Genomic DNA, 22,042 nt, shown 5'->3' on the forward strand with positions numbered 1-22,042 from the left:
TCAGGTGAACATGCGCTCGTCGGTGGCGGTATCTGTCCGGATCTTTCTGATCGCAGCGATGAAGTCCTGCTGTTCGATGGCAGAGGCCTTCTTTCTGACTGCCATCATCCCTGCTTCCCTGCAGACGGACTGGAGCTCCGCACCGGTGAAGGTCTCGGTCATCTCTGAGAGCAGATCAATGTCGACGTTGGAGAGGGTCATATTCTTCGAGTGGATCGAGAGGATCGACCGGCGCGAGCCCTTGTCCGGCAGCGGTATTTCGATCACCCGATCGAACCGCCCGGGGCGTAACAGGGCCGGGTCGAGCATGTCCACCCGGTTCGTTGCGGCCATGATCCGGACGTCTCCCCGGTTGTTGAACCCGTCCATTTCGGCCAGCAGCTGCATCATGGTCCGCTGCACCTCGGCACTCCCCGAGGTCCCGTCATTGGTCCTGATCGAACCGACCGCGTCGATCTCATCGATGAAGATGATCGAGGGGGCCCTCTCACGTGCAAGCGTGAAGAGTTCCCTGACCAGTTGAGCGCCTTCACCGATGAACTTGTGAACCAGTTCGCTCCCGGACATCCTGATGAAGGTGGCCTTCGCCTCATGGGCGACCGCCTTTGCGATCAGGGTCTTGCCGGTCCCGGGCGAACCATGGAGCAGGATCCCCTTCGGCGGTTCGACACCCACCTGCAGGAAGATCTCAGGCCTAGTCAGCGGGTACTCGACGGCCTCCCGCACCTCCTCGATCTGTTCTGCAAGTCCGCCGATCTGGTCGAATGAGACATCGGGCGAGGCGTCCAGTTCCATCACCCTGATCCGTGCATCAAAGATATTGCCGACGATCCTGACCACAGAGAGCGAGTTGTTCACTGCGACTTTGGTCCCCGGCTTTAAGGTACGATACAGATCCTCGTCAATATGTGTCAGGTACTCCTGGTTATTCCCCTGCTGCCGGAGGTAGATCACGCCATCCCCGAGCATGTCCACGACCACAGCCACAAAGAGTGGCATCCGCTTCAGCTGGTTGTTCTCCTTCTTGAGATGAGCATTCTCCTTCTGGAGGGTGTCGAACCTCATCTTCAGTTCGAGAAACTGGGCCTCGATCTGCTGAAGCTCAATCTGATAATTGAGTTCACTGCCAGCATTAACGTTATTGATAATGGTATCGTCCATATCAATAGTATAATGTAATTTTCAAACATTTATTAGGTATGGAAGTGACCATGCAGGGAAGAGGAATTGCAAAAGGGTCAGGATATGGGGATTTACTGGTCAGCGAAGCCCCCATATCCTTCCTATCAGGAGTGGACCCGGCGACAGGGGTCATCATCGAACAGGGGCATCCACTGCAGGGCAGGTCCATCGAAGGGACTGTCTTCGCCTTCCCCCATGGCAAGGGGTCGACGGTCGGGTCCTACATCCTCTATGCACTCGCACGGAACCACAAGGCCCCGGCTGCGATCATCAACCAGGAGGCAGAACCGATCATTGTGGTCGGAGCGATCATCAGTGGTATCCCGATGGTCGACCGGCTCGAGATCCCGTTTGAGGAACTCAAAGAGCACCGAACGGCCAGGGTGAACGGAGAGACCGGCGAGGTGACCTTTGACGACTGAAGGGGCAGGAAATGGGAAGAACAGATATGCATCGGCGGAGGATAGACTGGTATGAGAAGTGACGAGATCAAGGTCGGATACCAGCGGGCACCCAACCGCTCGCTGCTCCGGGCGCTGGGAGTGACCGACGAGGAGATGGGCCAGCCGTTCATCGGGATCGCGAACGCGTGGAACACGATCGTCCCCGGTCACCTGCATCTTCGGACACTCGCGGAGAAGGTCAGGGAAGGGATCTGCGCAGCCGGGGGAGTCCCCTTCGAGTTCGGGGTGATCGGGATCTGTGACGGGATCGCGATGGGCCATACCGGGATGCGGTACTCGCTCCCCTCCCGGGAGACGGTCGCCGACTCGATCGAACTGATGACCGAGGCACACCGGCTCGACGGGCTGGTCTGCATCGGCACCTGCGACAAGATCGTTCCCGGAATGCTGATGGCGGCGGCACGGTGCAACATTCCGACGATTGTGCTGACCGGCGGGCCGATGATGACCGGGTGCAGCAATGGCAAAGACCTCTCCCTGACAGATGTCTTTGAAGGGGTCGGGAAGGTCGCAGCCGGCGGGATCACCGAGGAGGAACTGCACACCCTCGAGTGCAGCGCGATGCCCGGGTGCGGCTCCTGCCAGGGGCTCTACACCGCCAACACGATGGCCTGTATCACCGAATCGCTCGGGATGTCGCTCCCCGGGTGTGCGGCCATCCCTGCCGTGGACGCTGCGAAGCTCCGGATCGCCCGCAAGACCGGCGAACGGGTGGTCGGGCTGGTGAAGGAACAGGTGACGCCACGGGCGATCATCACGGCCTCGTCGATCAGAAACGCGATCAGGGTCGACATGGCGCTCGGCGGTTCGACCAACACCGTCCTCCACCTGATGGCCATCGCAGAAGAGGCCGGGTTACCCTTTGCGATCGACCAGTTCTCAGAGATTGCAGAGCAGATCCCCCATATCAGTTCGATGCAGCCCGGCGGACCGTACTCAATGCAGCAGCTTCACCAGGCCGGCGGTATCCCGGCCGTCGAGCAGCGGCTGATCAGTCTGCTCGAGGACGGGCCCACCGTCTCCGGGCTGAGTGTACACCAGATCGCAGCCCGGGGCGTTGTCACTGATGAAAAGGTGATCAACTCGATCGAGCACCCCGTGCATGCTGCCGGCGGGCTGAAGATCCTTCGCGGGAGCCTTGCCCCGGACTCTGCCGTGGTGAAGTGCTCGGCCGTCAACGATGATATGTGGACCCACGAGGGGCCGGCCAGGGTCTATAACGGCGAACAGGCCGCCATGGACGCGATCCTCGCCCGGCAGGTTCTAGAGGGGGACGTGGTCGTGATCCGGTACGAAGGGCCGAAGGGCGGGCCCGGGATGCCGGAGATGCTCTCACCGACCTCCGCCCTGATGGGACTCGGGTACACCCGGGTCGCCCTGGTCACGGACGGACGGTTCTCAGGCGGTACCCGTGGCCCCTGCATCGGTCACGTGGCCCCGGAGGCGGCGATCGGCGGACCGATCGCACTGGTGACGGACGGGGACCGGATCAGGATCGATCTCTATGCACAGTCGATCGATCTGCTGGTCGACGATGCTACCCTTTCAGACCGACGGAAGTCCTGGCAGCCACCAGAACAGCACCTTTCCGGGGTTCTGGCCAGGTATGCAGCCACGGTCGGGCAGGCGGACCACGGCGCCGTTCAGCGGTAACCTCGTTCCGCAACCTTTTTTAATCTCCATACTGAAGATCAAATTCTCCAGTGCATCGTGTTGGATATCCCATTCCGGGCCAGCCGCAGACCTCCATGATTCAGAGTCTGGCCCATGAGAAGTCGGCGGTGTAAAATACGGTCGAAGAATTCGGTGGATTGCTCCCATTTCCGGCTCTTATTACGTCAGAAGCAGAAATGCGGATAGATTCGACCGTCATTACTATTTGGATTTCTTACAGCAGATGCCTGGCAGGTGACGATCATGATAGACCAGTTAATCGAGGGAAACAAGCGTTTTCTAGAGACGGACTTTTTAGAGAACAAGGATTACTACCAGGGACTCTCAACAGGGCAGAGCCCGAAGGTGCTCTGGATCGGGTGTTCAGACTCACGGGTCGACCCGGAGCGGATCACGGCTGCCCGCGCAGGTGAGATCTTTGTCCACCGGAACATCGGAAACATCGTCCCGATCAGCGGATGGAACTTTGCGACGGTGCTCGAGTATGCGGTCAATCACCTGAAGGTGAAGGATATTGTGATCTGCGGCCACTCAGACTGCGGGGCCATCAAGGGGCTCGGCAAGGAGACGAACGACGCCTATGTCCCGTTCTGGCTGGGCAACGCAATCACGGCAAAAGAGCGGGTCGACCAGAGACTTCCCCCGGCATCGACCCCTGAGGAAGAGAAGGCCAGACTGAACGAGATCGTCAAAGAGAATGTCCGCCTGCAGCTCGAGCACCTGCGGAACTATCCCCTGGTGAAGAAGGCAGAACGGGAGGAGAAGGTCACACTCCACGGCCTCTACTTTGACATTGAGTCAGGGATACTCTCGCCGGTCACTTAAACGAGCCGACGATCGATCTCCTTTTTGATCTGTTCGAGCGAGATCCTTCCCATCGGAACCAGTTTCCGGTCGATCAGCACAAACGGAATCGGCGGGTACTGGTCCCTGAGAATCTCTTTCACATAGTCGGGGACCAGATCGTCGATCAACACCAGTGAGAGGGCGACTTTTCCACCATACTCATCCTTAAGCGCCTGGCGGAGCGCATCCACCGCAGGGAGCAGTTTCCCGGTGGGATGACAGGCTGTCAGTCCACAGGTCCGCTGTTCATCGCAGGGAAATGGTGAGCAGGACGCATTCTTCAGCCCGATGATCTCGATATGTAACTGTTGATCCATAGCTGATAATGGTACATCTGCTATATCAGGCATTTGATAGGTGGATACTCTCTGCCAGGGTTCCGGGAAGGATCGCCACTGGCGGGCGCATGCCATTCTGGCAGGAAAAATGGTTGATATCAGAAGAACCGGACGAACCGGTCCCGGTCTGCTTTACAGATCGGGCAGACCAGCGGGGGAGTGTTCATCGCACAGAGGTAGCCGCAGACAGGACACCGGTAGACGGGGAACGGCAGCACTCCACCAAGCGGAGGAGCATGCTGCCCGACCTCCTTAACCACCCGCTCGGCTGCAGGGGGGCGCCGTTCCGGGATCGACTCGAGATGTTGTTGTCCCTGCAGCACTGCAGCCGAGACATAGAGCGCACAGTAACACCCGCCGAACTCCGCAAGGTCAGGGTCGCGGTAGTCACAGGGGCAGATGATGTCAAGATCCTTCTCCCGCACCCCGCTGGCCAGGCGGCAGGGGCAGGCCTGGTACCCGTACCGCTCCCTGTTGGTCAGCAAACCTCTCATCAGCCCGAGCACGAACTCCTTATCCTGATTCAGGTGGTATCCGGCCTGCCCGGCCTCCCGGCTCAACCGCTCGAACAGGGCAACGGCGGCCGCATCAGTGACCGGCGTCTCCTCGGAGATCATGCCAGTTCCTTCCTGATCTCATCTTCCCGAAAACCGACGATCACATGATCGTTCCCGATCACCAGGGTCGGAAACGAGAGGTGGGGGTTGAACCGTTCTATCTCTCTGACCACCTGCTCCTGCTCATCCTGGGCGACCTTGTCGACATACAGGTACGAGAACTTCACGCCGAGCGACTTCAACAGGTCCCTGGTCTTCGCACACCATCCACAGGTGCTGAGTGCATAGAGCATCACGCTCCCCTTATCCCTGCCGTCCACAACTTCAATCTGCATGGTAATCACTATCCGTATTATCTGGTAATGATGAGGAATCTAATATAAAGGTTCTGCTCACCCAAATTTGCAAAAGAGGATTTTTTGAGTTGGAACAGAGTTTTATCCAGATCGACGGGATTTATCCTTCCCGGCCGCTCCCTTCTCCGATCAGCACCCCCCAGTTATAGGCCACGAGCAGCAGGATGAAGAGGGTCAGCGGCGCGCTGATCGCGAACACCCGGCCGATCCCGGTGTACCCGATCATCAGGTTGTACAGGGCATGGAGGGTTAATGAGACCGTGTACAGTCCGAAGAGGAGGACAGGGAGTGACCTTTTAGAGAGGTTACTGGTCAGAAAGATGCCGTAACCGATGATAGCGGTCATACACCCGTGCATCACCGAGGAGGTGATCCCCCGGATGAGAGCATAGAGGACAGGGCCGGCCCCGGTCAGGGAGAGCGCGGTGATATAAACATAGTTTTCAAGGATCGCAAATCCGAACCCTGATGCCATGGCCAGCACCAGCAACGACCGGTCGTACCGCCGGCCGGTCAGCAGCAGGATCAGAAAGAGGGGCAGGGCTTTGAGAAACTCTTCAACGACCGGGGCGATTGTGACACTGGGGACCATGGTAGTGGTGGCGAAGAGATCAACCAGGCTGGAGTTGAGGTAGGACGCGAGTGCCCCTGCACATACCCCCCAGACCAGGAACGAGACGATCAACCGCTGTTCACCCTCGAGGAAGATCAGTAGAAAGCAGAGCGGAATCGCGATCGCAAAGAAGAATGCAAGGATCATGCCCGCTCCTCCCGGACTCGCTGCAACAGCCCGATCTCCAGCAGGGAAAAGGAGAGTACGATCAGGGGGCCGACGAGTCTGAACGGCCAGAGGTCAGGGAACGCGGTTTCACGGACTGCATAGAGCAGATGGGCGACGATAAACATGCATGTGCCGGCGAAGAGAAATCGGTTTTCATAGACCTGGCAGGAGAGGGAGACCAGCAGCAGGTACCCACTGAACAGAAAGAAGAGGAGGGTGACCCCGGTCGATAGCGTGAGGCCGAGGTGCAGGATCAGGTACACCGGAATGGAGAAGAGCAGGATGAGACCGAGGGCGATACCCGCCGAGCGGGGTTGCGACCGGGCGGAAACGGGAAAGACCTCTGTATATCCGGAGGCCAGGAAGAGGAAAAAACCAAGAAGCCCTGCTTCAGAGACTGTCGGGTACATCAGGGTAGGCCCAATGATCAGGGTGTAAGCATACCAGAAGGTGTTGGCCAGGGTCCAGCCGCCGAATGCAAACCCTGCATAGATCAGCAGCAGGTCCCGGGACCAGAAGATAAACAAGGCTGCACAGACGACCATACCCGTGATACTGGCCAGAAACTGCAGTCCATTGCTGACTGTACCGAACCCTTCAAAGGTGTGAGACGGGAGGAGCAGTACAGCCAGGACAAGGACGAGCGAGCCGGCCATCAAGAGAGAGAAGAAGGCCAGTCCGGACCTATACCACCATGGTACCGATGAAGCCCCCTTGAGATCTATCACTCACAGGGATGCGCAGAAGAAAGTTAAAAACATGCCCTTCTGATTGCATACAGACACACATATCCGTGTCTATGCAGACAGTACTGATCAGCGATGGCATCAACTATGTTCTCCCTCCCCCAGTTGCCGGATCTGATCAGAGAGAGGCTCAGGTTTGTCGGTCCCGGCCTGATCCTTGCCATGTCCTCGTCGGGCTGGGTCGGCCTCTTAACCCTCCTCGGACTCGGCTCGGACTATGGCTACCAGATCCTCTGGGCTGTCATTGCGGTTCTCGTCTATAAGTACGCCTTCAACAAGGGTATCGCAAGATATACCGTCTCGCAGGGGGAGAACATCTATGCCGGGCTGCGCAGGGTACCGGGTCTCCGGACTCTTGAAGCACCGGTCATCGGCGGAATCTATCTGATAGAGGTGATGTCCCACGGGGCTGGTGCGATGGTGGCTGCAACCCTGCTGACCTCCATCCTCCCGATCGAGCTTCCGGTCAGGCTGACCGTCATTCTGATGATCGCAGGGATCACCACCATCCTGTATCACAACTCATACCCGCTCTTCAAGAAGATCATGGTGGTATCAGGGGTGATCATCGTCTGCGGACTGCTGTACACCCTCAACTCCCTGTACTTCTCAGTCCCTGACATCGCTGTCGGGCTCGTCCCTGACCCAGGAAACAACGAACAACTCTTCTATATCGGTTCGATCATGGCCACCCTCGGGACCGGGCTTTCACTCCTCTGTTACTCGATGTGGCTGCAGAAGGAGATTAAAGAGGGCCATGGCGAGGACTTCTTCAAAAAACATATGCCCTCGGTCTCGTTCGATATTACACTCGGGTTTCTGCTCCTCGCCCTCCTCTCGTTCTTCTACCTCACGATCGGGTTCGTGGTGATGAACGAGGAGGGGATGCCGGCGTTCGAGAACGATCTGACGATCAGGCTGATCGGACATATGATGAACACCGTTCCGTTCGGGATGACGATCTTTCTGATCATCAGCTTCCTCACCCTCTTCGTCTACCTGATCGGGGCCATGGACGGCAGGGCCCGCGCGGTTGCAACGATCATTGCGCAGACGATGAACCTGAAAGATGCCGAGGACAGGCTGTATCGCGGAGTGGTCCTTCTCTTTGCCGGGATCTTCATCCTCTTCGCATTCATCGGGGACAAATACCTCGTCAAAGATCTCTTCACCCTCGCGATGATGGTCTTCGGCCTCGTCGGGCTGCTGCTGATCTACCTGGACAGAACGCTCCCCCCCTATGCCCGGGGCTCATGGCTCTGGTATGGTGTAATGGCTACAGGAAGTATCCTCTTTCCAGTGGCATCGATATACTATGCAATGCTCTGGTAACAGATCAGGTACTTTTTTAAAAATAGAAATTTTGATTATTCACCGGTCATGGTGGACAAAATCTGTTATCCATGTGCCCCAGCAGATTTCCTCCCTGCAGGACACCGCCGTCGAGCCCCAGATAGGATATGACCGTGACAGCGATGACGATGACGACCAGAAGACCGATGACCGTAAGAAGCGTTGGACGTTCCATACTGAATCAATCGTGACGATCAGATATAAGGGTTATGAAACATCCGAGCCAGTCTGATCCGACAGATAGACCGCATTCTGATGATCCCGGTAGTCCATCCAGATCACCCGGCCATCAGATACCTCAGACCAGCACTGATCGGTAGTGCCGGCGCCGAGCTGGTGTCTGACCCCGGAGGTCAGGTTGAAGACGGTGATCGTCCATCCTCCACCGCTGGAGTCAACCCAGGTCACCAGGTCCCCTGACACCTTCGTCAGCCACTGCCGCCCGGGATCATCACAGATCACCTGCTCGCTCCCGGCGGTCAGGTTCTTCATGTAGATGTCAAACGAGCTGCCTGAACGGTAGTCCTGCCAGACCACCCGGTCACCAGAGATCGATGGGGACCACTGGCCCCTTGAAAGATTGACCACCACCTGTTCCTGTTGGGCGGTGATGTTGTACAGATAGATATCTCCGGAATTGACATATCCCTCCCGGTAGTCCTCCCAGACGATCCGGTCCCCTGATACGTCGGGGGCCAACTGCATTGCAGCGTCTGTGCAGACCGGTTGCTCCGTCCCTGTGCCGATGTCGTACCGGTAGATGTCGAGGTTGCCGTTCCGGTAATCGGTCCAGACGACGACATCTCCGGAGATCCGGGGTCTGAACTGCTTTGCAGGGTCCGTGCAGAGAGGGGTCTCTTCACCGGTCGTGATGTTGTACAGGTAGATGTCCCAGTTCCCGTTCCGCCTGTCCTGCCAGACCACCCGGTCACCAGAGATGGCCGGGGCGAACTGGTTGCCCGGATGCGGGGAGAGAAGATGGCCAGAACCGGCCGTCAGATTATACAGCCAGATCTGAGCGTCGACACCGGCTTGCCTCCTCTCCCAGACCGCGTACTGACCCGATATCACCGGATACGCAGGATCAGAACCTGCAGGGGAGAGCCTGGTCCCATAGATCCCCAGAGACTCTGCAGGAGTTCCACTCTGGATGAGAAACAGGGCCACCACCAGGACGATGGCCAGAGCCGGTAGGGCGACGAACGCCCGCCTCATGATCGATCAGACACCAGTCGCCTGCACCTTCACAATGAATTCGATCCGTGAACTCATTAACCATTCTGATCGCTACCAGGCCCCGTCATCATGGGGGCGGGAACCTTCCGACTGCGGCGACAGCCACCTGGAGAGGTTTCTTTCCGCGGATATCTACCGCGTCGGAACGATTGGTTCTGATCAGTTCGAGTTGGAACGGCAGGAGTTTCCCGTCGACGTCATCACCAATCAGGACCAGCTCGATCACTCCATGCGAACAGCAGGTCCTGCAGCGGTTTCAACCTGATCGATGATCGGTCAATGAGGAGGAGACCATGGATGGAATTATTGCTCTTCCAAAAGTTCATTTCCAACGATTTATGCCCTCATGCAGACAAGTCTCCATGAGGAGAAACGATCATGACAAGCGTACGAGTGCCGCTCGCGACCCTTCTGATCATCGGAGCCTGTGTATGCATCTGCTCTGCAGGTGTCGTGTCCCTGGCGATCGACTATCCGTCACCGAACGAGACGGTGATGGGCGAGATGCGCGACTTCTACGTGACCGGTGCTATTCCGGCCGGCGTCACGACACCGGGCGACATCCGAATCGAGGTCTTTTCCGGGGCAAGCACCACCGGCACTCCGGTAAGGATCATCGAGAGTCATGTCGATCCCGCGACCGGGACGACCCCCCTTTCGGCGATCGCGGTCGATTATTCCAATGGGAGCTCGAAGGGCACCGTGATGGTCCCGGACCTGGTCTGCGAACCAGGCGGCCTCCTGGAGACCTGGAACAAGGTGGTCGTGACTCCCGCGTATTACTCGGGCCTCGTGCTGGGTGGCGCATCAAAGCACTTCGATACAAACTACACGGACCACGATGGCCGGCCTCTTCAGGATCTCGTTGCAGGCGTGTACACGATCCGCGTGACCGGGCTCTCGGGCGGCCTGGAAGGGCTCACGGCCGAGAAACAGGTCACCCTCGGGAGGACGCACGCGGCACTCGGACGGTTTTCGCCCCCGGCGCAGATGAACCGGCTGATCGCGTTCGCCCAGGAGAACGGTTACCGGACCTACCTCGACTCCTTCCCCGGGTACTTCTCCTGGAATTATACAGGCTACGTTATTCCGGGCCGCTGGATCCGAAACAACGCGATCGAGGTCGTGAACGACGGACCGGGCACGACCGTCGACACGGTCGGGGCGGCCGAGAACGACCTCTTCCTGTACAACATCCGCAACACCTCAGCCACCGCTACCATCGAGATCTCGACGCTCATCCGCACCGGCATGGCCAACTCGCCCCAGACCGTGTACCACTATTACGCAGCAGGCGAACCGGTGTATACCTATACCGCTCGCGAGAACGGAACCCGGGTCTCGTTCAATTCGACCCTCGCAACCCTCGCGCACGGCGACAGACTCGCCCTCACGAGGGCCGAACTCCGAACAGAGAATGATTCAGACCCGATCGTCGACCTGGCCGACACGACGCAAAAACGGCTCGACCTCCTCCCCGGCGACGGGATCGGTGTCGAACCCGGCGAGACCTGCCTCCTCTACGGCGTGGTCGCCCCGATCCCTGCCCCGGTCGTGCCCGGTCCGTCCGAAAAAGACGGTACGCCAACGAACCGGATCGCCTCGATCGACTGGACACTGATGGACGCCAGGGGTGTTGCTGTCGCCAGTTCAACCATCCCGGTCGAACTCGGACGGCGGACCGACCCGACGAAGCCCGCGGAGATCGTCTCCTCGTTGTACGAGTTCGGCGGTGCGATCGGCACCGGGACTCCACCCGGCCAGTACACCCTCCAGATTGAGGGGCGGGACGAGACCGGTGCGGAGGTGAACGGCACGACTGAGGAGATGCCATTCAGTATCGACGCCCCTCAAACCCCGGAGCCGTACACCATTCACCTGCTGCCAGGCCGGATCGAGGCCGAGGACTACGACCTTGGTGGTGAGGGGATCGCGTACCACGAAACGACGCCGGGGAATACAGGCGGGGTCTACCGGCAGGACGACGTCGACATTGAGACGACCGCAGGCGAGGGGACGCCGAATGTCGGCTGGGTCCGGGACGGGGAATGGCTCTGTTACACCGCGAACGTCACACAGAGTGGAACCTATACGGTGACGGCCCGCGTGGCAAGCCCGAACACGGGCCGGCAGATGGTGCTCTCGGTCGTCGGCGGGGATACTGCGATGATCACAGTTCCTGACACAGGATCCTTTGCCATGTTCGCGAACGCAACGGTCCCGATCTCCCTGACGGCAGGGACGCATACCCTCGTGCTCACCTTCTCCGGGGACGGCCAGAACATCAACTGGCTCACGTTCACAGCGGACACGATCCCGGTTGGGATCGTCCCGGGCGGGATGGGCATCCCGACCTCGACCAGACAGAACGGCAGGTGTGATGATGTGAACGGCAACGGGATGCTCGACTTCAACGACGTCGTCCTCTTCTTCAACCAGATGGACTGGATCGCCGGGCATGAACCGATCGCCGCCTTTGATTTCAACGGAAACGGTCAGATCGACTTCGATGACGTCGTCATGCACTTCGATTCACTCTGAGAATGGATCGTTGAAGCCGGCATTCCCAGAAGGATGCTTCAGCGTGATCCGCAGCCGGCCGACAACAGCGAGAGAGATCACAGGCTGGATCTGCGGATAGTATATGAGCTTCCGGAAGTAGTCCACCTGACTGATCCGTAATGATGAACAGCGCATACCCGGCTGTCGACATGGAAAAAGGAAAGGAATTCAGGTCTATCCTGCGCGTGCGGGATTATCCCAGCGGAGCAACGGTCCGCTGGTACATCTCATTGAGGACCTGGGCAAGACCGGCATAGATCGCCGAGAACCCGCAGATGATACCCTCATAGCCTGCGATCATCGTGATCGTCGTATTACCGGTGATGTCCCCGAGCGCCAGCAGGAAGAACAGGATCGTCAGCGATCCAAACACAAACTGGAGGGCCCGGGTTGCCTTCAGTGTCCCGATGAACATGACCGCGGTGAACACCCCCCACAGTGCGAGGTACGCTGCCATGGCCGTCTTGTCCGATGCCTCTGCAAGCCCCATCTTCGGGAGCACCAGCAGGGCGGCAAACGACAGCCAGAACAACCCGTAGGAGGTGAACGCTGTTGCCCCAAAGGTATTATTCTTCTTCCATTCCTGGATACCTGCGATGACCTGGGCAAGGCCGCCATAGAAGATACCCATAGCGAGGATCATCGAACCCAGTGCGAAGAATCCCGCATTGTGCAGATTCAGGAGCACGGTTGTCATGCCAAAACCCAGGAGCCCGAGAGGGGCCGGGTTTGCCGTAAAGTCGAGATTCCGCACCAGTGTGATGTTGTTACCAGATTCGTTTGCCATTTCACTCCTCACATATTTTCTCTTTCGTTGGGGTTTCAGGATTCCCGGCTGTCCATATTTTCTCAGGAACCTGCGCCAGTCATTCTTCCAGGGTGGATATGTCTCCAGGGTCAACGCCCATCTCCTGGGCTTTCAGGACCCGGCGCATGATCTTCCCGCTCCGCGTCTTTGGCAATTTCTCGACGAACGCGATCTCCTGCGGTACGGCGATGGGGCCGAGGGTCATCCGCACGTGGTACATCAGGTCCTTCTTCAGTTTTTCACTCGGCGTGTTCCCCACCCTGAGGATGACGAACGCCTTGATGCTGTTCCCCTTCAGGGGATCAGGTTTTCCGATGGCCGCAGCCTCGGCGACCGCCTGATGGGAGACGAGGGCGCTCTCCACCTCGGCGGTCCCGATGTTATGGCCGGAAACGATGATGATATCGTCAGCCCGGCCGATCACCATGATATAGCCGTCCGTCCCCTTCACGGCGAGGTCGCCGGCGGTGTAGACCCCCGGGATTGTCTCCCAGTACTTCCGGTAACGTTCGTCATCGTTGTAGATGGTTCGGAACATCGCCGGCCATGGGGACCGGATGACCAGGAACCCGCCGGAACCGGGCGGAACCGGGGTGCCCTCCTTGTCGACGACATCGGCCATCACGCCGGGGATCGCCCTGCCGGCGAAACCGGGCCGCATCGGTTCACCGACCATCGTGGTGATCATCTGCATGCCGGTCTCGGTCTGCCACCAGGTGTCGACGATCGGGCAGCGGTCCTTTCCGATCACATGATAGTACCATTCGAAGGCCTCGGGGTTGAGCGGTTCGCCGACCGACCCGATGATCCGGAGCGAACTCAGGTCATATTTCTCGGGCCATACCTCCCCCAGTTTCATGAACGTCCGGATGGCAGTCGGCGCCGTGTAGAAGATATTGATCCGCTGCTCTTCGATCAGTTTCCACCAGATCCCGGGGTCCGGGTAATCCGGGGTCATCTCACTGATGAAGACGGTGGCCCCAACGATCAGCGGCCCGTACACGATGTAACTGTGGCCGGTGATCCAGCCGGGGTCGGCGGTGCACCAGTAGATGTCATTCTCCTTGAGGTCGAAGACATACTTGCTCGTGTAGTACGTCCCGACCATGTACCCCCCGCAGGTGTGGACCACCCCTTTCGGGGCGCCGGTCGAACCGCTCGTGTAGAGCATGAAGAGCGGGTCCTCGGCATCCATCACCTCCGGCGGGCATTCGACGGCACCGTTCTCCATCAGTTCGTAGAAGTCGAGCTCGAACTCAGGCCGCATCTCCACAGGCGGTTCTCTCCGCCGGCGGAGGATGACCAGGTGCTCCACGCTCGGAGCGTTCAGGATCGCCTCCTTGACGATGGTGATGAGCGGGATCGCCTTGCCGCGCCGTATCGAGATATCGGCGGTGATCACGACCTTTGCCCGGGCATCCGTGATCCTCATGTTCAGGGCGGTCTCACCGAACCCGGCGAAGACCACACTGTGGACGGCGCCGATACGGGCGCAGGCCAGCATGGCGATCACCTGTTCCGGGACCATCGGCATGTAGATACAGACCCGGTCCCCTTTTGAAACGCCGATCTTCTTGAGGCCGTTCGCAAAACGAATCACCTCGGTCAGCAGTTTCTGATAGGTGTAGACCCGTTCTCCACCCTCTTCTCCTCTCCAGATCAGGGCAGCCTTGTTCCGCCGGTCACTGGCGACATGACGGTCGAGGCAGTTGGCCGTGATGTTCAGCCTGGCATTGACGAACCATTTTGCATACGGGTAGTTCCACTCAAGGACGGAATCCCAGCGGCGGATCCAGTCGAGATCCTCTGCAATGCTGCTCCAGAACGCGTCCGGATCGGCGAGGAACTGATCGTATTTACTCTTGTAGTCCCCTATCCAGGAGGTTCGCCGGTATTTTTCATCCGGGACATAATACTTGTCATCCTCTGCGAGTTTGACATCGAATGATTCCTTGGTCTCGTGCATGATATCAGACCCCACTTCTGCCTATCTCTAATTAAAGAGATCATTCACGTGCCCACATTTGGGTGCGGAACGGTCGGATCCCTCCCTTGGAGTTAATTATCATTATTAATCGTGATAGATTAAATATTCTCTGGTCGAAATCCAGGCGTGGATAAACAGATAAAAGTGGCACCCACCAGAGAGGCCCATCACAGAGACAAACGATGTCCCGAGAATTAATTCAGGCATCCTCGCCGGCACCGGCCGCCCGGATCCAGCCCAGCACGATCCGCCGGTCCTGTCCCTGCAGTTCGCTGGCCAGGTACTCCCTGAGTTGGTCCGGGGTATTCTGCCGGGGATCCCCGGGCGAGATCAGCGGGGCGTGGGACTCGCCGGTGCCGTACTCCCCGGTCCGGCCGTTCACCGCATACTCCCTGGCATGCTTCGCGGCGATCACATCGGTCCGCCGCCAGACCTTCGTCCTCCGGTCACGAGTCACCTGGGCGGCGCTCCCGTACGCCTTCACCAGTTCGTAGACATGGGTCACCTTGTTTCTGGAGAGCATCAGATCGGCGGCGAGTTCTTCCCGCTCGCCCCGGGAGAGGCCGGCCGATGGTGATGCCGGACGGACCGTCTCGTCCCCTGACACATCCAGCGGCAGCCCGGGGCCGGCAGTGGATCCCCGGAGGTCGAGGAGGTCGGCGACCTGCTCGTACGCATCCCCGGTCCACGACCTGCTGGAACGCATTGCCCGCCCCCGAAGCTGCTGCCAGGCGGTCACCTGCCGGGTTGCGGTCGCATCGATCAGGACGTTCGGCGTGATCACGTTCCAGCCGGTCCTCGCCCACGACGAGACGATCACCACGTCCACCGGTATCGACTCGTCGTCGACGACCCTGGCGACAAGGTCGTACATCAACTGTTTCTCCTCCCCCACCGGCATCTGCACCACAAAGAACAGCCGGACCGCACCGTCCGTTCCACGCAGCTCGGCAGTCCGGGCCTCATCGAACCGGCGGGCGATCATCGCGTACCTGAAGAACTCGGCGATCCATCTGCGCAGGTGATGGTCCTCCGGCCTGAGCCGCTCGCGGAGCAGATCACCCGCTTCAGGAGAGACCGTCTTCTTCAGGGCTCGCCGGAACCGGCCGAGAACCTTTCGCTGGAATTCGGCCGGTCGCGGGGCCTGCACCCGGGGATGCCCTTCGGTGTACTCGCGGACCAGTTCGGCGAGGGACCGGCGAAGGAGGAGGCGCCCCTCCTCAGAGACCTTCACCCCCGCGAGCACCAGCCCGAAGAGCGCCTCTTCGAGTTCGCCAGCCATGATCGAGCCCCGGACAATTCCGGCGATCCTGGCTGGGAGCGGGTCCGTCTCCGACCAGGGGAGGTAGATCTCAGTGGAGGTGGCAGCCATCGGGGTGAACTCTGTCCCGATCATCTGGGCGAAGAGCCCCCCGACCCCGGCGTACCCGGGGTTCGCAATCCCCCCCTGCCACCGGATCCGTTTCGCGGTGTCGAAGACGATCACCCCCGGGACCGGTCTGACCGAACGTTCTGCCCTGATGACCGCACGGATGCTGTCCACCCGCCCCTCCCCCATCCGGTAGAAGGCACTCCGGACAACCGGGGTGAGGCCGGCGATGGTCGACGCGAGGATCTCCTTCGCCCAGGCCACGCGTCGGGCTGCGCCCAGGTCAGGCGGCACCAGCAGGGCCTCCCCGGCCGGCCGGCTACCGAACCCCTCAGCCCGGAGTTTTTCGGCGACCCCGTCCCCGCGGACGAGCAGGGTCAATTCGCTCCGAATTCCGGAGATCTCATCGAGCAGCCTCAGAAATTCCGTCATTGCAATCTCCGGTTCCGGATCAGAACGGTCTGCGACTGCGGCCGCGACCAGCTCCTCATCCGAGAGATCGAGTGCGATCTGGAGGATGGTAATCATCGGGGCCTCGGCCACCCCGACCCGGGCCGACTCCTCCCACCGCCGGAACCTGGCCTCAAGCGCCTCGTCACGGTCAGGCCGGCCGGGGTACAGGTCGAGAAGGTTTTTGCCGATCCGCACCCGGAGATCCATCGGAACCCGGCCAAACGCGGCCGTCAGCCAGGGGGCGGTGAGGAGGGCGGCGTACCGGACGAGGGCCGCCGTATAGGCGTTCACCAGCCCGACGATCCGCCGCTCCCGGTCAGAGTAGGCGAACGGCACCCCGTACTCGGCGAACGGAGCGACGAAACCGGCCGCGATCAGCCCGGCAGGCGGAACCACGTGAACCAGGTCCAGCCCGATCCTGGCCAGACGGACACGGAAAGCCACGACGGTCCCGGAGAACCCGATCAACCCACGGAGGCTGGTGTCACGGAGCCACTCGACCAGCAGGCCGGCGATGGCCGTCGATACCAAATGCATCCCCTCGACCAGTTTGTGAACCTCATCCAGGACCACGTACTGGACCCCGTTCCCCTGCAGGAAGACCTCGATAGAGCCTGCGTCGAATCCACCTTTCCCGACCGGAGAACCGATCTGGGCGAGCGAGTTGTAGGTGACCACCAGGACTGCGGGTGCGAACCCCGACCGGGTCAGCTCTGCCTTGAGTTCCGCCGGGGTCCCGGCAAAGACCGCATCCGGCGGAAGATGCAGCCCGGCATGGGCATAACAGAGCTCGCCGACCCACTGTCGCTGGTAATTGACCGTCGGGACGAGCACCAGGATGGTCTCCCCGGGGGAGAGGGTCCTGAGCCAGTCTTGGATACAGAGCATCCCGATCAGGGTCTTACCGCTCCCGGTCGGCGCCTCGATCACCTGACCCTGGTACCCGAACCCCCGGAAGATGGCGAACGCCTCCCGCTGGTACGGTCTGGGGAGCGTGGACCCGATCAGGTCGACTGGTCGCCAGGGGCTGAGATCCTGCACCGAACCGGGCACCTCCAGAAGCTCGGTCGAGACTGCGACGAACCGGTCTGCCATATCAGCCCCGCACCCGGCGAACCGCTCAAAGAACTGGAGAAACGACTTCTTCCGGGCGACGAGATCCGAGAGGCCGGGAAATCCCCCCTGTACGAACTCGGCGTACAGCCGCTCGCCGAGCAGGGCCCGGAGCCCCTCCCGGTCCAGGTTGAGCGGCCGGTAGACCCGTCGGGCGTGCACAAAGAGGCCACCCGCCTCGTGGAGGGCATACCCCTTCACGACCAGGTCGTCGAGCACCCCGGAGACGACCGCACCCCCGGCCGGGGCGATCACATGCAGGTCGTTCACCCGCCTGGCCACGGTGGCCGGGTCGAGGGGGACGACGGCCTCCTCGAGCACTTCCATCACCAGATCGGGGAGGAGCCGGCGGCGGCTCTCACGGTCAAGGGTGATCACCACCGGAACCTGGGACGGGGCGACCTCGTACATCCGGTGGAGAAACCGGTGGAGGGTGACCAGGTTATTGAGGGCGCTGGTGATCAACGGCTGCGCCCCGGTCAGAAGCGACTGCCTGAGGATCGCACACGTCCGGCCATAGTAGCGGGCGAGGACATAGAAGGTCTGCCGCATCCCGGTCAGGTCCTGCACCGCCCGGTACTCTTCAAACCCGGCGTAGAGTTCTGCGGCGAAGGTCCCCGCCTCCCAGTAAGAAGGGACCGGTCCACCGGGCACCGGGAGCCGGCAGACCAGCACCCGTGACGGGGTCTGGTCGTTCATATGCCGCCCTCCCCGGAGTGACCCCGGGGTAGACCCCCTGCGGCCGGCTGCTTTCCTCTCCTGAGCAGGGCGACCGTCATCCGCTCGAGCAGTTCCCGGGGGCTGAACGGCTTGGTGATGTAGTCGTCGGCGCCTGCCGCGATGCCGGCTGCAATATCGTCCACCTCCCGCCGGGCTGAGAGGATTATGCAGACCGGGGACTCAGCACCGAGTGCCTCCCGCACCTCCCGTATCAGGTCCAGCCCGTCGAGGACCGGGAGCATGATGTCCACGATCATCAGGTCAGGGTGCGACGCCACCACCTTCGTCACCCCTGCCCGGCCATCCGAAGCCGTCTCGACCAGGTATCCATCCCTCTCGAGCTTCACCCGGAGCAACTTCTGGATCTCCGGGTCATCGTCGATGATGACCACGTGCACAGGCATACCAATCATTCCTGCATGGCGTACCCGGTATTAATACATCTTCCGGCTAATCCACCGACGTCACCAGCAGAACAGGCCGGCCCGGATCATCACGACTTACCCGGAAAATCGGGTCCCGAGCGACCCGGAGACAGACAGCCGGCCTGGTCGGTGCAGTCAGGAGGAGTGGCATGAAAGCACCGCTGGTGTGGCAAAATCAAAAAACCATGGGTATATATGTTTAATTAGTCAATATCGATTCATAATCAGGTGTTTCCGATGTATCAGGTGCTCTATGTCGATGACGAACAGGACCTCCTTGAGATCGCAAAACTCTACCTGGAGATCTCGCATGAGTTCACCATCGATACAGACACGTCTGCACAGGAGACGCTGAATAACCGGAACCTTTCAGAGTACGATGCGATCATCTCCGATTACCAGATGCCGGAGATGGACGGCATCACCTTCTTAAAAGAGGTCCGCGCCCGATATGGAGCCATTCCCTTTATTCTCTTCACCGGACGGGGACGGGAAGAGGTGGTCATCGAAGCGATCAACAACGGTGCCGACTTCTATCTCCAGAAGGGAGGCGATCCGAAGTCCCTGTTTGCAGAACTGATGCACAAGGTCAGGATCGTGGTGCAGCGCCGCCAGACCGAGGAGGCACTCCGAAATAATGAAGAGCGGCTGCGGATGGCACAGACGATCGGGCAGACCGGGAACTGGGAGTACGACCTGAAGACAGGGATGTTATGGGCCTCGGAGGAAGGGTTCAGGATCTTCGGGATCCACCGGCAGTCAGGAACTATCGCCATCGAAGAGATTGAAGCCTGCATCCCGGAACAGGAGCGGGTGCAGAGGGCACTTCTGGACCTGATCAGAGACAAAAAGGGATATGACCTGGAATACACCATAAATCCGGCAGATGGGGCACCTCGGCGAACCATTCATTCAGTTGCAAAACTGATCCTCACAGCAGATGCGATCCCGGTCAAGGTGGCCGGTGCCATCCAGGATATCACAGAACAGAAAGAGGCCGAACGCGTCCTTCAAGAGTCAGAGAACCTATACCGGACGATATTTGAGAATACCGGGGCGGCGACCATCATCACCAGGGAGGACGGGCTCATTGAATATGCCAATAAAGGGTTTGAAGATCTCTCGGGGTACTCAAAAGAGGAGATCGAGGGCCGGAAGTCGTGGACTGAGTTCATCCTCAGGGAAGATCGGGATCAGCGACGGGTCGACCCACTGACCACCACCCTGTATCAATTCCAGTTTATTGATCGGAACGGGTGCATCAAGGATTGTATCAATAATCTCCGGATGATCGCCGGCACCAGGAAGAGTGTGGCATCGATCATCGATCTCACGGAACTGAAACGGACAGAGGAGGAACTCAGGGAGAACCGGCGAACCCTGGTCACCCTGATGAACAATCTTCAAGGCATGGCATACCGGTGCGCCAATGATCCCAACTGGACGATGGAATTTATCAGTGGGGGATCCGCAGCCCTCACCGGGTATGATCCCGCCGACCTGATCAATAACCGGATCATATCCTACGGCAGGCTCATCGTCCCGGAGGACCAGCAGAGGGTCTGGAAACAGATCCAGACCGGTATCGACAGAGACCGGCCCTTCCAGTTCGAATACCGGATTAAGGATCGTTCCGGCCGGATCAAGTGGGTCTGGGAACAGGGACGGGGGATCTTCAATGATCAGGGGGATCTGATCGCCCTCGAAGGATACATTATGGACATCACCCGGCGCAGGGAGGCCGAGGATGAACTGAACCGGATCAATGCACGGAACAAAGCCCTCCTGCTCGCAAATCCAGACCTGATGTTTGTGTACTCTGCTGATGGGAGAATTGTGGACTTCCATGCAGGGGACGCCAGTGCCCTGTATATACCACCTGACCGGTTCCTGGGTCGATCGATCGGCGAGGTTCTCCCCCCCGATGTCGCTCAGGCCACCTGCGAGCGTATCGCCAGGGTAGCCGAGACCGGTCTGCCCCAGAGATATGAATACAGCCTGGCCCTCAGGGGCGGAACGCGATATTTTGAGAGCCGGCTCGTTCCCTCGGGGGACCGGGAATTCCTCTCCATCGTGAGAGATATCACCGAACAGAAGCGTGCATCAGACGCAGTGCAGGTGAGCGAGGAGAAGTACCGTGCCGTCATTGAGAATATGCAGGACCTCTGCTACAGGACCGACCTGGAGGGTACCATCCAGATGATCAGCGAGGCCGGTGCCAGGCTGGCCGGTTATACATCTCCGGACGAACTGATCGGCGGTAATATTCAGGACATCTATGTACACCCGGAGGAGCGGGAAGTGCTCCTCGCACTTCTGGCAGATCAGGGAGAGGTCACAGACTATCCTACCACCCTCAAGGCGCAGGACGGGAGCCATCGGTACGTGACGACAAGCAGCCATCTCTATCATGCTGCCGATGGAACCGTCTGTGGTGTCGAAGGAGTCATACACGACTTCACCGAAGAGAAACTGGCCAGAGCGGCGCTCATCCGAACCAGGGAGGCCCTCTCCAAAAAGACGGAGGCACTCGCAATCCTCAATGCGATCCTCAGCACGGCAAACCAGGCAACCGATCGCCGGCAGGTCCTCGGCGAGGTTCTGGACAAGACCCTGCAGTTGCTCGACTTCGATGCCGGCGGGATCTATCTGGCAGACCGTGCCGCTGGAACCGCCAGGGTCGTCTATTCCAAAAATCTTCCCCCCGAGTTCCTCGCCAGAGTCAGAGAGGTGCCCCTCGACATGGTTCCGTACCGGACACTTTTCATCGAGGGGGCACCCCTCATCACCGACCATTATGAAGAGGTCTCCCCGGACCATTCGATACCCTATGGATTCCAGTCGGTGGTGAGCGTCCCCATCGTCTCAAAAACCCGGATCATCGGGGCATTGAATGTGGTCAGCACGCAGAGGCAGGAGGTCTCTCCAGAGGAGAGAGAGACGCTCATCTCGATCGGACGGGAACTGGGCGGAACGATCGAGAGGATGACCGCAGAAGAGGAGAGAATCCAGACTACTCGCCCTGCATGAGAATCCAAGACGAGAAGAGGTTGACCTGACCATTGATCGGTA

General features: G+C 59.5%; 20 protein-coding genes. 7 read left to right on the plus strand and 13 right to left on the minus strand.

All coding sequences use genetic code 11. The annotated features are described in order from the left end of the window. Complete coding sequence (locus ACFKSJ_RS06880; protein WP_440949065.1) at window positions 1-1,161, minus strand: proteasome-activating nucleotidase; 1,161 nt, start codon at window positions 1,159-1,161, stop codon at window positions 1-3. A 38-nt stretch (window positions 1,162-1,199) separates the two neighbouring features. Between ACFKSJ_RS06880 and ACFKSJ_RS06885 the strand changes: the two genes are divergently transcribed. From ACFKSJ_RS06885 to ACFKSJ_RS06895, 3 genes are all read left to right on the plus strand, one after another. Beyond that, window positions 1,200-1,604, plus strand: a complete 405-nt coding sequence (locus ACFKSJ_RS06885) for a DUF126 domain-containing protein (protein ID WP_440949066.1) — start codon at window positions 1,200-1,202, stop codon at window positions 1,602-1,604. Between the two features lie 51 nt (window positions 1,605-1,655). Then, window positions 1,656-3,299 (plus strand): dihydroxy-acid dehydratase, encoded by a 1,644-nt coding sequence (gene ilvD, locus ACFKSJ_RS06890; protein ID WP_440949067.1) that lies wholly within the window; start codon window positions 1,656-1,658, stop codon window positions 3,297-3,299. A gap of 264 nt (window positions 3,300-3,563) precedes the next feature. Next, window positions 3,564-4,145, plus strand: coding sequence for a carbonic anhydrase (locus ACFKSJ_RS06895; protein ID WP_440949068.1), 582 nt, complete (start codon window positions 3,564-3,566; stop codon window positions 4,143-4,145). Here ACFKSJ_RS06895 and ACFKSJ_RS06900 read toward each other — a convergent pair. The 5 genes from ACFKSJ_RS06900 to ACFKSJ_RS06920 form a co-directional block, all read right to left on the minus strand. Continuing rightward, a complete protein-coding gene (locus ACFKSJ_RS06900; protein ID WP_440949069.1) occupies window positions 4,142-4,483 on the minus strand; it encodes a hypothetical protein in 342 nt (113 codons plus the stop codon). The genes ACFKSJ_RS06895 and ACFKSJ_RS06900 overlap by 4 nt on opposite strands. Window positions 4,484-4,602: 119 nt before the next feature. Continuing rightward, window positions 4,603-5,121, minus strand: coding sequence for a ferredoxin-thioredoxin reductase catalytic domain-containing protein (locus tag ACFKSJ_RS06905; protein ID WP_440949070.1), 519 nt, complete (start codon window positions 5,119-5,121; stop codon window positions 4,603-4,605). Continuing rightward, window positions 5,118-5,396 (minus strand): glutaredoxin family protein, encoded by a 279-nt coding sequence (locus ACFKSJ_RS06910; RefSeq protein WP_440949071.1) that lies wholly within the window; start codon window positions 5,394-5,396, stop codon window positions 5,118-5,120. Before ACFKSJ_RS06910 ends, ACFKSJ_RS06905 begins: the two co-directional genes overlap by 4 nt. Window positions 5,397-5,517: 121 nt before the next feature. Next, window positions 5,518-6,177, minus strand: a complete 660-nt coding sequence (locus ACFKSJ_RS06915; RefSeq protein WP_440949072.1) for a PrsW family glutamic-type intramembrane protease — start codon at window positions 6,175-6,177, stop codon at window positions 5,518-5,520. Next, window positions 6,174-6,926: a hypothetical protein gene (locus tag ACFKSJ_RS06920; RefSeq protein WP_440949073.1), complete on the minus strand. Its 753-nt coding sequence runs from the start codon at window positions 6,924-6,926 to the stop codon at window positions 6,174-6,176. The genes ACFKSJ_RS06915 and ACFKSJ_RS06920 overlap by 4 nt, the downstream gene beginning before the upstream one ends. A gap of 93 nt (window positions 6,927-7,019) precedes the next feature. Here ACFKSJ_RS06920 and ACFKSJ_RS06925 point away from each other — a divergent pair, with 93 nt between their 5' ends. Then, a complete protein-coding gene (locus ACFKSJ_RS06925) occupies window positions 7,020-8,276 on the plus strand; it encodes a hypothetical protein (RefSeq protein ID WP_440949074.1) in 1,257 nt (418 codons plus the stop codon). Between the two features lie 46 nt (window positions 8,277-8,322). Here the strand turns inward: ACFKSJ_RS06925 and ACFKSJ_RS06930 are convergent, their stop codons facing one another. Together ACFKSJ_RS06930 and ACFKSJ_RS06935 are read right to left on the minus strand one after the other, a co-directional pair. Further along, complete coding sequence (locus tag ACFKSJ_RS06930; protein ID WP_440949075.1) at window positions 8,323-8,472, minus strand: hypothetical protein; 150 nt, start codon at window positions 8,470-8,472, stop codon at window positions 8,323-8,325. Between the two features lie 32 nt (window positions 8,473-8,504). Further along, window positions 8,505-9,512, minus strand: coding sequence for a hypothetical protein (locus ACFKSJ_RS06935; RefSeq protein ID WP_440949076.1), 1,008 nt, complete (start codon window positions 9,510-9,512; stop codon window positions 8,505-8,507). Here ACFKSJ_RS06935 and ACFKSJ_RS06940 point away from each other — a divergent pair. Both ACFKSJ_RS06940 and ACFKSJ_RS06945 read left to right on the plus strand, forming a co-directional pair. After that, complete coding sequence (locus ACFKSJ_RS06940) at window positions 9,511-9,798, plus strand: hypothetical protein (RefSeq protein ID WP_440949077.1); 288 nt, start codon at window positions 9,511-9,513, stop codon at window positions 9,796-9,798. The two genes, ACFKSJ_RS06935 and ACFKSJ_RS06940, sit on opposite strands and share 2 nt — an antisense overlap. 113 nt (window positions 9,799-9,911) lie before the next feature. After that, a complete protein-coding gene (locus tag ACFKSJ_RS06945) occupies window positions 9,912-12,074 on the plus strand; it encodes a carbohydrate-binding protein (RefSeq protein ID WP_440949078.1) in 2,163 nt (720 codons plus the stop codon). On the opposite strand, the gene ACFKSJ_RS06950 is transcribed toward ACFKSJ_RS06945, so the two are convergent. The 5 genes from ACFKSJ_RS06950 to ACFKSJ_RS06970 form a co-directional block, all read right to left on the minus strand. Then, complete coding sequence (locus ACFKSJ_RS06950; RefSeq protein ID WP_440949079.1) at window positions 12,066-12,230, minus strand: hypothetical protein; 165 nt, start codon at window positions 12,228-12,230, stop codon at window positions 12,066-12,068. The genes ACFKSJ_RS06945 and ACFKSJ_RS06950 overlap by 9 nt on opposite strands. Before the next feature lie 58 nt (window positions 12,231-12,288). Then, window positions 12,289-12,882 carry an acetate uptake transporter gene (locus ACFKSJ_RS06955; protein ID WP_440949080.1) on the minus strand — a complete coding sequence of 198 codons (594 nt, stop codon included), beginning with the start codon at window positions 12,880-12,882 and terminating at the stop codon, window positions 12,289-12,291. 79 nt (window positions 12,883-12,961) lie between these two features. Then, on the minus strand, window positions 12,962-14,869 hold the full coding sequence (acs, locus tag ACFKSJ_RS06960) for an acetate--CoA ligase (RefSeq protein ID WP_440949081.1): 1,908 nt from the start codon (window positions 14,867-14,869) through the stop codon (window positions 12,962-12,964). Window positions 14,870-15,089: 220 nt separating this feature from the next. After that, window positions 15,090-18,524: a DEAD/DEAH box helicase gene (locus tag ACFKSJ_RS06965; protein ID WP_440949082.1), complete on the minus strand. Its 3,435-nt coding sequence runs from the start codon at window positions 18,522-18,524 to the stop codon at window positions 15,090-15,092. Further along, window positions 18,521-18,958: a response regulator transcription factor gene (locus tag ACFKSJ_RS06970; RefSeq protein ID WP_440949083.1), complete on the minus strand. Its 438-nt coding sequence runs from the start codon at window positions 18,956-18,958 to the stop codon at window positions 18,521-18,523. The genes ACFKSJ_RS06965 and ACFKSJ_RS06970 overlap by 4 nt, the downstream gene beginning before the upstream one ends. A 249-nt stretch (window positions 18,959-19,207) precedes the next feature. On the opposite strand from ACFKSJ_RS06970, the gene ACFKSJ_RS06975 reads away from it, so the two are divergent. Next, complete coding sequence (locus ACFKSJ_RS06975; RefSeq protein ID WP_440949084.1) at window positions 19,208-22,000, plus strand: PAS domain S-box protein; 2,793 nt, start codon at window positions 19,208-19,210, stop codon at window positions 21,998-22,000. Window positions 22,001-22,042 lie beyond the last annotated feature (42 nt).

The organism is Methanosphaerula subterraneus (assembly GCF_052055875.1).
GTDB classification, from domain to species: domain Archaea; phylum Halobacteriota; class Methanomicrobia; order Methanomicrobiales; family Methanospirillaceae; genus Methanosphaerula; species Methanosphaerula subterraneus.

What these genes read in the sequence shown, in the direction of transcription:
- ACFKSJ_RS06950 (WP_440949079.1), bottom strand. Translation starts at nt 12,230, where the DNA reads ATGCGCTGTTCATCATTACGGATCAGTCAGGTGGACTACTTCCGGAAG.
- ACFKSJ_RS06925 (WP_440949074.1), top strand. Translation starts at nt 7,020, where the DNA reads ATGGCATCAACTATGTTCTCCCTCCCCCAGTTGCCGGATCTGATCAGA.
- ACFKSJ_RS06940 (WP_440949077.1), top strand. Translation starts at nt 9,511, where the DNA reads ATGATCGATCAGACACCAGTCGCCTGCACCTTCACAATGAATTCGATC.
- ACFKSJ_RS06910 (WP_440949071.1), bottom strand. Translation starts at nt 5,396, where the DNA reads ATGCAGATTGAAGTTGTGGACGGCAGGGATAAGGGGAGCGTGATGCTC.
- ACFKSJ_RS06935 (WP_440949076.1), bottom strand. Translation starts at nt 9,512, where the DNA reads ATGAGGCGGGCGTTCGTCGCCCTACCGGCTCTGGCCATCGTCCTGGTG.
- ACFKSJ_RS06970 (WP_440949083.1), bottom strand. Translation starts at nt 18,958, where the DNA reads ATGATTGGTATGCCTGTGCACGTGGTCATCATCGACGATGACCCGGAG.
- ACFKSJ_RS06880 (WP_440949065.1), bottom strand. Translation starts at nt 1,161, where the DNA reads ATGGACGATACCATTATCAATAACGTTAATGCTGGCAGTGAACTCAAT.
- ACFKSJ_RS06945 (WP_440949078.1), top strand. Translation starts at nt 9,912, where the DNA reads ATGACAAGCGTACGAGTGCCGCTCGCGACCCTTCTGATCATCGGAGCC.
- ilvD (WP_440949067.1), top strand. Translation starts at nt 1,656, where the DNA reads ATGAGAAGTGACGAGATCAAGGTCGGATACCAGCGGGCACCCAACCGC.
- ACFKSJ_RS06930 (WP_440949075.1), bottom strand. Translation starts at nt 8,472, where the DNA reads ATGGAACGTCCAACGCTTCTTACGGTCATCGGTCTTCTGGTCGTCATC.
- ACFKSJ_RS06900 (WP_440949069.1), bottom strand. Translation starts at nt 4,483, where the DNA reads ATGGATCAACAGTTACATATCGAGATCATCGGGCTGAAGAATGCGTCC.
- ACFKSJ_RS06905 (WP_440949070.1), bottom strand. Translation starts at nt 5,121, where the DNA reads ATGATCTCCGAGGAGACGCCGGTCACTGATGCGGCCGCCGTTGCCCTG.
- ACFKSJ_RS06915 (WP_440949072.1), bottom strand. Translation starts at nt 6,177, where the DNA reads ATGATCCTTGCATTCTTCTTTGCGATCGCGATTCCGCTCTGCTTTCTA.
- ACFKSJ_RS06885 (WP_440949066.1), top strand. Translation starts at nt 1,200, where the DNA reads ATGGAAGTGACCATGCAGGGAAGAGGAATTGCAAAAGGGTCAGGATAT.
- ACFKSJ_RS06895 (WP_440949068.1), top strand. Translation starts at nt 3,564, where the DNA reads ATGATAGACCAGTTAATCGAGGGAAACAAGCGTTTTCTAGAGACGGAC.
- acs (WP_440949081.1), bottom strand. Translation starts at nt 14,869, where the DNA reads ATGCACGAGACCAAGGAATCATTCGATGTCAAACTCGCAGAGGATGAC.
- ACFKSJ_RS06975 (WP_440949084.1), top strand. Translation starts at nt 19,208, where the DNA reads ATGTATCAGGTGCTCTATGTCGATGACGAACAGGACCTCCTTGAGATC.
- ACFKSJ_RS06965 (WP_440949082.1), bottom strand. Translation starts at nt 18,524, where the DNA reads ATGAACGACCAGACCCCGTCACGGGTGCTGGTCTGCCGGCTCCCGGTG.
- ACFKSJ_RS06955 (WP_440949080.1), bottom strand. Translation starts at nt 12,882, where the DNA reads ATGGCAAACGAATCTGGTAACAACATCACACTGGTGCGGAATCTCGAC.